The sequence below is a fragment of the Lysobacter sp. 22409 genome (genome assembly GCF_052045105.1).
Taxonomy (GTDB): Bacteria; Pseudomonadota; Gammaproteobacteria; order Xanthomonadales; family Xanthomonadaceae; genus Lysobacter; species Lysobacter antibioticus_B.
The window spans coordinates 57,759-68,147 of the sequence record NZ_JBQEOE010000008.1 but is presented as its reverse complement, the minus strand read 5'-3'; the positions used below and the strand labels follow the sequence as shown (position 1 = coordinate 68,147).

Below are 10,389 nucleotides of genomic sequence, written 5' to 3'. Positions count from 1 at the left end.
GAACAAGAGTGAGCCTGCCGCTATGCCCCGTCGTCATGTTCTGATTCTCGGCGGCACCGGTTTCGTCGGCCGCCATCTCGTCGAGCACCTGCTGCGCGAGCGTTACCGCATCACCGTGCTGAGCCGCGGTGTCGACCCGGCCAAGAAAAAGCTGTTGTCGCGCGATGCCAGCATCATCGAAGGCGATATCGGCAACCCGGACTTCCTGCGCGCCGTGCTCGACGACGTCGACGCGGTGGTCAACCTGGTCGGCATCCTCAACGAGCAGGGCGACAGCGGCGCCGGCTTCGAGCACGTCTACGTCGAACTGCTGGACGCCTTGCTCGAAGCGATGCGCGACATGGGCGTGTCGCGGCTGCTGCAGATGAGCGCGCTCAACGCCGGCACCGGCCACAGCCATTACCTGGAGTCGCGCGGCCGCGCCGAGCAGCGCGTGCGCGCCTCCAAGCTGGCCTGGACCCTGTTCCGCCCTTCGGTCATCGCCGGCGCAGGCGACGGCCTGTTCTGCCGTTTCGACGCGCTGTTGCGCTACGCGCCGTTGTTGCCGATGGGACGTGCCAACGCGCGCTTCCAGCCGGTCTGGATCGGCGACGTCACCCAGGCCTTCGTCAACGCGCTCGCCGACGACAGCCACGTCAGCCGCAGCTACAACCTGGTCGGCCCCGAGGTGATGACCCTTGCCGAGATCGTGCGCGCGACGGCGCGTGCGCGCCGGCGCCTGCGCGCGGTGCTGCCGCTGCCGGAATCGCTCGGCAAACTGCAAGCCGAGATCGGCGAGTGGCTGCCCGGCAAACCGATCAGCCGCGACAACTGGCGCTCGCTGCAGACCGACTCGACCAGCGTCGAGAACGGTTTGCTGAAGCTCGGCGTCAGCCCGACGCCGGTGCTGTCGCATCTGCCGGAAATCCTGGGACTGAACGCGCACGCCGGTTGAGGCACGTATCCAGGGCAGGAGCGGCATCGCGCTTTTGGGTAGGAGCGACGCAAGTCGCGACCAACCGCAGCGGTGAGCGAAAGCGTTAGGTATCCGAAGCCCGGACAGACGGTCGCTTTGCGCTGTGTATCCGAAGCCCGGACAAACCGTCGCTTTCCGGATCGCTCCTACCGTTTATCGAATCTTCGTCGAGGGCGCCTGCGTAGGCCTCTGCTTTTGGTCGCGGCTCGCGCCGCTCCTACAGGGGAGGCGACGCCGCGCTTTTGGGTAGGAGCGACGCAAGTCGCAACCGCGCAACCACCCGAACCGGCGCGGCAATCCGTGGGGGTGACCGAGAGCGTTGAGTATCGGAAACCCGGACAAACCATCGCTTTCTGGATCGGTCCTGCCGTTTATCGAATCTTCGTCGAGGGCGCTTGCGTACACCTCTGCTTTTGGTCGCGGCTCGCGCCGCTCCTACAAGGGAAGCCACGCCGCGCTTTTGGGTAGGAGCGACGCAAGTCGCGACCAACCGCAGCGGTGAGCGAAAGCGTTAAGTATCCGAAGCCCGGACAGACGGTCGCTTTCCGGATCGGTCGTGCCGCTTATCGAATCTGCGTCGGAGGCGCTTACGTACGCCTCTGCTTTTGGTCGCGGCTCACGCCGCTCCTACCCTTAAAGCAAGGCCTCATCGCCGCCGCCGCCAGCGCGCGCTAGGATGCAGGCCACTGCCCATCACAAGGAGATCCCCATGGGGCTGCTCGACACCTTGCTCGGCCATGCCGGCGCCAAATCCGCCGAGAAGGTCGGCGAAGACTTCCAACCCCTGCTCGCACCCGGCGAAACCGTGCAGCGCGCGTTCGGCGAGGTCCGCGACCTGATCGTGTTCACCGATCGCCGCCTGATCCTGGTCGACAAGCAGGGCGTCACCGGCCGCAAGACGGAATTCCTCAGCCTGCCGTATCGCAGCATCGTGATGTTCTCGCTCGAGACCGCCGGCCATTTCGATCTGGAAGCCGAGCTGCGCCTGTGGGTGTCGGGCCAGGCGACGCCGATCATCCGCCACCTCGGCCGCAGCGCCGGAGCGGAAGACATCGTCGCCCTGCTCGCGCAGAACTCGCCGCGTTGAGCGGCCGGGAATCGGGAAGCGGGAATCGCAACGGCTTGCTTGCAGACTTCCACGGGAGAGGCGGATCCGCTTCAACGATTCCCAACTCCCGATTCCCCATTCCCGCCTGGAAACGACCATGAAGACTTATCTCGTCGGCGGCGCGGTCCGCGACGCCCTGCTCGGCCTGCCGGCCGGCGATCGCGATTACGTGGTCGTCGGCGAAACGCCCGAGGCCATGCTGGCCGCCGGCTTCAAGGCGGTCGGCCGCGATTTCCCGGTGTTCCTGCACCCGAAGACCGGCGAGGAATACGCGCTGGCGCGCACCGAACGCAAGTCCGGGCGCGGCTACCGCGGCTTCGTGGTCGACACCGATCCTTCGGTGACGCTCGAAGACGATCTGGTCCGCCGCGATTTCACCATCAACGCGATCGCCCGCACCGACGACGGCCGCCTGGTCGACCCTTACGGCGGCGCGCGCGATATCGAAGCGCGGGTGCTGCGCCATGTCGGCCCGGCCTTCGTCGAAGACCCACTGCGGGTGCTGCGCGCGGCGCGCTTCATGGCCCGCTTCGCCGAGCACGGTTTCAGCGTCGCCCCGGAAACCATGGCGCTGATGCGGCAGATGGCCGAATCCGGCGAGCTGTCGGCGCTGGTCGCCGAGCGCGTCTGGCAGGAACTGCGGCGTGCGCTGACCTGCGCGCGGCCTTCGGCGTTCGTGCGCACCTTGCACGACGCCGGCGCGCTGGCCGTGGTGCTGCCGGAAGTCGAGGCCTTGTACGGCGTGCCGCAGCGCCCCGAATACCACCCTGAAGTCGACACCGGCATCCACACCGAGATGGTGCTCGACATGGCCGCACAGCTCGCGCCCGGCGACGACCTGATCGGTTTCGCCGCGCTGACCCACGACCTCGGCAAGGCGCTGACCCCGGCCGAACTGCTGCCGCGCCATCACGGCCACGAACAGGGCGGCTTGGAGCCGCTGCAGGCCGTGTGCGAGCGCCTCAAGGTGCCGACCGAGCATCGCCTGCTCGCCGAAGCGGTCTGCCGCGAACACCTCAACGTGCACCGTCTTGCCGAAATGCGCCCGCGCAGCGTCTACGAGCTGATCGCGCGCTGCGACGGTTTCCGCAACCCGAAGCGGATCGAGCAGATGAGCCTGGTCTGCGAGGCCGACAAGCGCGGGCGCCTGGGGCTGCAGGACCAACCGTATCCGTCGGGCGCGGCCTTGCGCGAAGCGGTGCGCGCGGCGATGAAGGTGCGCGCGAACGAAGTCGCCCCCGGTCTGGCCGGACCCGAAGTCGGCGAAGCGGTGCGGCGCGCGCGGATCGCGGCGATCGCGGCGGTGAGCAAGGCGGCGGAGTAATCGCGAGCTTTTGTAGGAGCGGCGTAAGCCGCGACCAACCGCAGAAAGGTACGCAAGCGCCGTGACCGAAGACGGGACGAGCCGCTCCAACGATCCGGAAAGCCGTTCGATGGCCCGAGTTTCGGAGGCTGCGTTCGCAAACACCGCTTCGTTTGTCGCGGCTCACGCCGCTCCTACAGAAAGCAAGAAGCCGCCGCGCGGATGCGCGGCGGCTTCGGTGTCGCAAGGGTGCCGCTATCAGAACCGGTAGTCGATCCGGGCGTAGTAGCTGCCGCCGTTCATGCCGAACGGCAGGGTTTCCCAACCGTACTTGAAGCCGAGCTGCGGGAACGGCGCACCGGTGACGGTGTCCCACTTGTCCGGGTAGGTGTCGAAGATGTTGTTGCCGCCGACGGTCAGGCTGGTCTTGGCGTTGAACTTGTAGCGCACCGCCAGGTCGCCGAGCCACTTGCCGCCCCAACGCTGCTTGGTGCCGGGGGTGAAGCCTTCGCCGGCCACCGAACCGTAGTAGTTCGCACGCGCCGTCCATTCCCACTTGCCGATCTCGTACACGCTTTGCAGCACGTGGTGGGCGCGCGGCTGGCCGTCCTGGATCAGGGTCACCTGGGTGTCGTCGAACAGCGCTTCCGGCGACAGGATCGTCGACTGCGAGCGGCGGTCCTTGACCTCGGTCTTGTTGAAGTGGACCAGCGCGGTCAGGTTGAGCTTGGAGCCGCCGGCGAACTCGGTGTTGTGGCTGGCGACCACGTCCAGGCCGGTGGTGCGGGTGTCGATGGCATTGGTGAAGAACAGCACCTGGCCGACGCCGATCGGATCGAGGATCGCGCGGATCGGGCAGTTGCCGTTACCGGCCGCGCAGGGCTGGCCGTTGGTGCCGACGCTCTCGGGCTGGATGTTGCTGGAGAAGATGATGCGGTCGTCGATGTCGATGCGGAACACGTCCATCGTCAGCGAGAAGCGGTCGTTCGGCTTGAACACGAAGCCCAGCGAGGCGCTCTTGGAGGTTTCTTCCTTGAGCGGCTCGATGCCGAAGGCGCGCGTCACCGCGCTGTCCTGGCGCGCGGTCAGGGTGTCGGTGAGCACGCCGGCGGCGTTGAGGTTGGTCGAGCGCTGGCTGTAGAACAGCTGCTGCACGCCCGGCGCGCGGAAGCCGGTCGAAACGGTGCCGCGCACGGCGAACTGTTCGGTCGCGTCGAAACGCGCCGAGAGCTTGCCGGTGGTGGTGTTGCCGAAGTCGGAGTAATCCTCGTAACGCACCGCTCCGCCGAGCAGGAAGCGGTCGGTCAGGTTGGTTTCGGCGTCGAGGTAGACGGCGTAGTTGTGGCGGCCGTCGTCGACGGCTTCGTTCGGCGAGAAGCCCGGGAAGCCCTGCATGCCCGGCTGGGCGGTGTCGCCGGTCTGGCCGAAGATCGGAATCGCGCGGTTGTTGGTGCGGCCGTAGGTGTAGGTCACCGGCGCACCGGGGCGGATCTGGTAGTCGTCCTGGCGGTATTCCACGCCGGTGCCGAGGTACAGCGGGTTGTCGTTGAAGCCCTTCAGGGTGCCGCGGAAATCCAGGTTGAAGGTGGTCTGGTCGAACTGCAGCGTGCCGGTGTCGGCCTTGGTCGGCGACTCGGCGTAGATGCCGCCGCCCGGCTTGGGCTCGTACCACCAACTGACGTTGACCGAGTTGCTTTCCTCGAAGCCGAACTTGCTGCGGCCGCGGTTGATCGAGATGTCCCAATCCCAATTGTCGTTGATCGGGGCCTTGTAGCCGACCGCGAGCGAGTGGTCGTCGACGGTGGTCAGGATGTTCGGCAGGAAACCGTTCGGGTACAGCGCCGGCACCGTGCGGTTGTCGCCCGGGCTGCGGAAGAAGCCGGAGGAATCGCCTTCGCGCCTGGACAGGCCGCCGAACCAGTACAACTCGCCGTTGCCGACCGGCAGGCCGCCGTTGAACCAGAAGTAGGCGTCGGTGGCGTCGGCGTCGCCGAGGCGCTGGGTCACGCGCGGCGGGTTCACGCGCAGGCTGTCGGGGCCGGCGCGGTTGGTCTCGGCGCGGTCGCGGTATTCCAGCGACAGGTTGAGGTAGCCGCCGTCGCCGCCGAGCTTGACGCCGGTGTTGACCGAGCCCTGGTAGTTGGCGCCGTCGCCGGCGTAGTACTTGCCGGCCTGGAACGAGAGCTGGGTTTCCTCGGTCTGCTTCTTGAGGATGATGTTGATGACGCCGGAGATCGCGTCCGAACCGTACTGCGCCGCGGCGCCGTCGCGCAGCACTTCGATGCGCTCGATCGCCGACAGCGGAATGGCGTTGATGTCGGTACCGGCCGAACCGCGGCCGATGGTCTGCTGCACGTTGACCAGCGCCTGCTGGTGGCGGCGCTTGCCGTTGACCAGCACCAACACCTGGTCGGGGCCGAGCGAACGCAGCGTCGCCGGACGCAGGATGTCGGTGCCGTCGCTGACGAAGGTGCGGGAGAAATTGAACGAGGGCTCCAGCATCTGCAGGATCTGACCGATCTCGGTCGCGCCGGTGGCGTTCAACTCTTCCTTGCCGATCACGTCGACCGGGGCGGCGGTCTCTTCGGCGGCACGGCCGCGTGCGCGCGAACCGGTCACCTGCACCGCATCGAGAGTCGTCGCCTCGCGGCTGGCCGGAGCGGCGGGTTCCTGGGCGAAAGCGGAGGGGACGAAGACGCTGGCGGCCACGGCGGCGGCTACGGCTAGCGCCAGACGGTTGCGGTGCACTACGGACATGGTCGGTTCCTTGCGAGGATGAGGTCAGGCTCTGCAGAGCCCGCGGCGAGCCTCACAAATATTTAACCTTTGCGCAAGCGGCTATGTGACTGTGCCGAATGTGCCTTTGTGACCGTCCTCTACTAACCGATACAGCGGTAACCATTTTTTTGAGCCGGCCATCGGCTCGACGATCCTGAACAGCAGTGGCCCGAAGGCCGCCGAGCGACCCTCCGCCGGCCGCAGTGCGCGAAACCTCAGGTGCGCCGACGCGCCAGCCGGCGGTCCAGCCGCTGCAGCCAGCGCGAGGCCGGGGTCAGCGACACGAACAGGCCGGCGAACACGCCGAGGCTGTTGGCGGCGGCGTCGATGGCGTCGCCGGTGCGCGAATCGGTCAGGCCGGCCTGGGCGAATTCCAGCGCCACCCCGAGCGCGATCAAGCCGGCCGCGGCGATCGCCTGCGGACGCAGCCGCGCGAACAGCATCGTCGCGTAGGCCGACATCGCCGCATACGCGGAAAAATGTTCGACTTTGTCGAAACCCGAGAACGGCGTCGGCGGCAGATCGTGCGCCGGCAACAAGGTCGCGCAAGCGACCGCGGCGATCATCGCCACGCCGATCGCGCACCACAGCGCCGGCCGCTCGAGCGCGCGCAGCACGCTGCGCGCGCCAAGCTCGCTGACCCCGCTCACAGACGGAAGCTCAGATCGCCGGCCATGAAGGCCACGCCGAACTCGACGCCCTTCTCGAAGCCCATGACCTGGAAGCGCTCGCCCATTTCACTCGGCAGGGTCAGGCGCTTGACCTCGTTGAGGCGGCGCTGCTTCTCGAGTTCGTCGTCGATGCCTTCGATCCGCTGCAACACCCCGGCCAGGCCGTTGCCGAGCAGGAAGCTGGCCTGCGAGCAGTAACCGGCCAGATCGAAACCGGCCGCGACGCCGGCCTCGACCAGAGCGGTGAAATCGACCGAGGCGGTCAGGTCCTGCAGGCCCGGCCACAGCAGCGGGTCGCCGTGCATGCGGTGGCGATAGAACGCACGCAAGGTGCCGTCGACCCGATCGGGCGCGTAGAACTCGGCGCGGGCATAGCCGTAATCGACGAACAGCATGGCGCCGTTGCGCAGGCCGCCGGCGACCGCCTGGATCCAGTACGGCAACTGCGGCAACAGCTCGGAGCGATAGCCTTCGGCCAGCGGAGCTTCGAGGCGGCGCTCGGCGATGCGCACCGCCTGGGCGAGGAAATCGTCGGCCGGGCGCAACTCGCGCGCGAAGCCGTCGCCGTCGATCGCCACGTATTCCTCGAACACTTCCTCGTCTCGGATCGCGAAACGCGGCGTCGGCAGGGCATCGATGACTTCGTTGGCGAACAGCACGCCGTCCCACTCGTCGCCGAACGGCCCGTCAGGCCATTCGAGCAGATCGAACAGCGGCGGCACCAGGCGCTCGCGCAGGCGTTCGCGCTGGCGATGGCGCAACTCGGCGCTGGGTTCGAGGATCGCGTAACGGTCGGGCAAGGCGTCCAGTTCGAGCAGGCGCTTGAGCGCGACTTCGGCGAACGCGCCGGTGCCGCCGCCGAGTTCGAGGAACCGCGCCGAAGGCCCGATCTGCTGCAGCACCGGCGCCACCGCTTCGGCGACGCAGGCGGCGAAGATCGGCCCGATCTCCGGCGCGGTGACGAAATCGCCGCTTGCGCCGAACTTGCTCGCGCCGGCGCTGTAATAGCCCAGGCCCGGCGCGTACAGCGCCAGCTCCATGAAGCGCGAGAACGGAATCGCGCCGCCGTGGGCGAGGATCTGCTCGCGGATCAGGGCGGCCAGGCGCGCACTGTGGGCGAGCGCATCGGCATCGGGAGTCGGCAGATCGAAGGAATTCACGTCGGTGGCGGCGTCGCAGGCGCATCGGAAACAGGCCGACAGGATACGGCCCCGGCGCAGGCACGGCGAATCGCCAAGGTCTGCGCAATGCAGGCTGAACGCAGGCTCGCGCGACAGCGCCGGAGGCCTGCGCGGCTAGCGCTTTGGTACTAAACCGGCGCCATTCGGGCATGCGCGCGTTTGCGTTTCATCGCCGCCGTGCAAGATGGCCGCATCCCGCACGGAAGCCCGCCCATGAGCACCGTCGATCCGGCCGTCGAACGTCGCCGGCAAGCGCTCGAACGCATGCAACGACCGCCCCGGCCCGGCGCCGGCCTGTGGATCCTCGTGCTGATCTATTGGAGCCTGTGGGCGCTGTTCGCCTATTCGCTCGCCGACACCCTCCGCTATCCGATCGCCGAAGCCTATCTGCCGCCGAGCCTGTATCCGGACAACGTCGCGCCGGCGTGGTTCTTCGGCGTGTTCGTGGGGTCGTTCGGCGGCTTCATCGCCGGCTTCCTGCTGAGCTACGTGCTCAAGGAGCTGTACGGCCTGGCCGCGAGCACCTGGGGCCAGTTCGCATCGACCCTGCTCGCGTGCGCGGCGGGCTTCTGGCGCGGCGCGGGCGACTCGTGGGTGGCGCCGCTGCGGGTCGGCTCGTTCGCCGATGCGCCGGGCGTGCCCGCGCCGGACTGGGACGTCGTCGCCTGGCTCGGCTGGAGCGCGCAGTACTGGCTGCCGGCCTCGCTGGCGCTGGCCGCGCTGTGCTGCGCGGGCCTGGCCTGGCGCGCGCACCGCCGCCACGCAGCGCGCGCCGAACGTATCCGGCGCTTGCTCGCCGAAGGCCGGCGCGCGGACGCGGCGATCACCGAGGTCCACGACACCGGCGTGGAGATCTACCACGAGCTGCGCCTGCGCTTCGTCGTGCGGTTCACCGATCACGCCGGCATCGAGCGTTGGGTGACCAAGACCGGTCTGTTCGACCCGGTGCGCTTGCCGCGCGTCGGCGATGCGGCCCTGGTCTGGTTCTACCCGGACCGGGCCGGCGACGAAGACCAGATCCTGGTCGGTTTTGCGAACGGCGACGAGCCGGTCGCCTGAGCGCGGCTCAACGGCCGCGCGCTTCCAACTGCAGGCCTTCGAAACCGGCCGGCATTTCGCCGTCGACCGCATAGCGGTACAGCGCCGCCGAATACACGCCGCCGAGCGCGCTCTGGTACACGGCCAGGGCCAGCAGGACGAGCACGGTCACCGCGCCGAGCAACACCGCCAGGGCCGAAGACACCAGGCCGAGCAGGTAGGCCAGGCCGAAACCGACCACGCCGACGGCGACCATCGCCAGGCCGGTGGCCAGGCCGATGCCGACCATGCCGGCCGCGCTTTCGCCCCAGGTGCGCTTGAACATGCTCACGCTGCGCTTGACCGCATCGATCGGGCCGACGTCTTCGGCGACCAGCACCGGCACCACCAGGAAGGTCGCCATGGTCCATGCCGCGCCGAGCGCGCCGCCGATCATGCGCACGATGAAGTTGTTGTCGCGGTCCTTGAGGGCCTGCAGGATCATGCCGACGGTCGCGGCGATCGCGGCGTAACCGGCGATCGTGGGCAGGCGCGAAGCGGCGGCGCGGAAACCGTCGCCGACGGTCGGGTCGCCGCCTTCCAGGCGGATCATCGCCGCGCTGACCAGGGCGCAGTTGCAGAAGATGATCACGAAGTACTGGCAGAAATAGAACGCGAAGCCGAACAGCGCGGCGCCGGGACCGAAGCCATCGGAGAAGATCTCCAGCGCCGTGGCCGGAATCAGGAAGGTCGCCAGAACGATCAACACGCACACCGCCGACACCACCGGAAACACCAACAGCTCGCGATCCGAATTGAGCACCGAGGCGCTGGCCTTGGCGAGTTCCCAACTGCGCGAAAGTTTCTCGAACATCTCATGCCCCCATGATTGATCCCGGGGGCATCCTCGAACCTGCGGCGGAAAATCGCAAGCGCGGCCGCGACGGGGTGCAAATCCGGGGGCGTGCGGGGCGCTTGTGCGCGGCGTCGGCGGCCCCTGTCGAGAGGCCTCAGCGGCTGCGTTCGATCATCACCCCGACCGCGCGCGCATTGCGGATCGCGCTGGGCTTGCTGAGCTTGAGCCGCACCCGGCGCACGCCGAATTCCTCCAGCACGATCGCGGCGACGCGTTCGGCCAAGGTCTCGACCAGGCCGAACTGCGATTGCGATGCGTACTCGACGATGCGGTCGCTGATCGCCTTGTAGTCGAGAGTGTCGCCGATCGCGTCGCTGGCCGCGGGCACGCGGTTGTCGAAAGCCATTTCGAGATCGAACACCAGGGGCTGGCGGATGCGCCGCTCCCAGTCGTAGATGCCGATCACGGCGTCGATTTCGAGGCCTTCGATGAAGACGTGGTCCATGGGGGGCCGGGAATG

Annotated in this window: 9 protein-coding genes; 4 read left to right on the top strand and 5 right to left on the bottom strand. The window is 67.9% G+C overall.

Translation table 11 applies throughout. From position 1 onward, the window contains the following. Positions 1 to 22: 22 nt before the first annotated feature. The 3 genes from ACTJJK_RS06315 to ACTJJK_RS06305 all read left to right on the top strand — a co-directional run bounded on the left by ACTJJK_RS06315 (position 23) and on the right by ACTJJK_RS06305 (position 3,387). Positions 23 to 934 (top strand): complex I NDUFA9 subunit family protein, encoded by a 912-nt coding sequence (locus ACTJJK_RS06315; protein ID WP_440729782.1) that lies wholly within the window; start codon positions 23 to 25, stop codon positions 932 to 934. A 730-nt stretch (positions 935 to 1,664) separates the two neighbouring features. Continuing rightward, positions 1,665 to 2,042, top strand: a complete 378-nt coding sequence (locus ACTJJK_RS06310) for a PH domain-containing protein (protein ID WP_031371277.1) — start codon at positions 1,665 to 1,667, stop codon at positions 2,040 to 2,042. A 118-nt stretch (positions 2,043 to 2,160) separates the two neighbouring features. Further along, the gene (locus ACTJJK_RS06305) at positions 2,161 to 3,387 is read left to right on the top strand and encodes a multifunctional CCA addition/repair protein (protein ID WP_440729781.1); all 1,227 of its coding nucleotides are present in this window, start codon (positions 2,161 to 2,163) and stop codon (positions 3,385 to 3,387) included. A gap of 237 nt (positions 3,388 to 3,624) precedes the next feature. On the opposite strand, the gene ACTJJK_RS06300 is transcribed toward ACTJJK_RS06305, so the two are convergent. From ACTJJK_RS06300 to ACTJJK_RS06290, 3 genes are all read right to left on the bottom strand, one after another. Continuing rightward, positions 3,625 to 6,123: a TonB-dependent receptor plug domain-containing protein gene (locus ACTJJK_RS06300; protein WP_036148247.1), complete on the bottom strand. Its 2,499-nt coding sequence runs from the start codon at positions 6,121 to 6,123 to the stop codon at positions 3,625 to 3,627. A 236-nt stretch (positions 6,124 to 6,359) separates the two neighbouring features. Beyond that, complete coding sequence (locus tag ACTJJK_RS06295) at positions 6,360 to 6,794, bottom strand: VanZ family protein (protein WP_440729780.1); 435 nt, start codon at positions 6,792 to 6,794, stop codon at positions 6,360 to 6,362. Next, positions 6,791 to 7,975 carry a class I SAM-dependent methyltransferase gene (locus tag ACTJJK_RS06290; RefSeq protein ID WP_031371281.1) on the bottom strand — a complete coding sequence of 395 codons (1,185 nt, stop codon included), beginning with the start codon at positions 7,973 to 7,975 and terminating at the stop codon, positions 6,791 to 6,793. Before ACTJJK_RS06290 ends, ACTJJK_RS06295 begins: the two co-directional genes overlap by 4 nt. Before the next feature lie 234 nt (positions 7,976 to 8,209). Between ACTJJK_RS06290 and ACTJJK_RS06285 the strand changes: the two genes are divergently transcribed. Further along, positions 8,210 to 9,055: a hypothetical protein gene (locus ACTJJK_RS06285; protein WP_223621477.1), complete on the top strand. Its 846-nt coding sequence runs from the start codon at positions 8,210 to 8,212 to the stop codon at positions 9,053 to 9,055. Between the two features lie 7 nt (positions 9,056 to 9,062). On the opposite strand, the gene ACTJJK_RS06280 is transcribed toward ACTJJK_RS06285, so the two are convergent. Then, a complete protein-coding gene (locus ACTJJK_RS06280) occupies positions 9,063 to 9,887 on the bottom strand; it encodes a DUF6159 family protein (protein ID WP_440729779.1) in 825 nt (274 codons plus the stop codon). 136 nt (positions 9,888 to 10,023) lie between these two features. Then, on the bottom strand, positions 10,024 to 10,374 hold the full coding sequence (gene folB / locus ACTJJK_RS06275; protein ID WP_440729778.1) for a dihydroneopterin aldolase: 351 nt from the start codon (positions 10,372 to 10,374) through the stop codon (positions 10,024 to 10,026). Between the last annotated feature and the right edge of the window lie 15 nt (positions 10,375 to 10,389).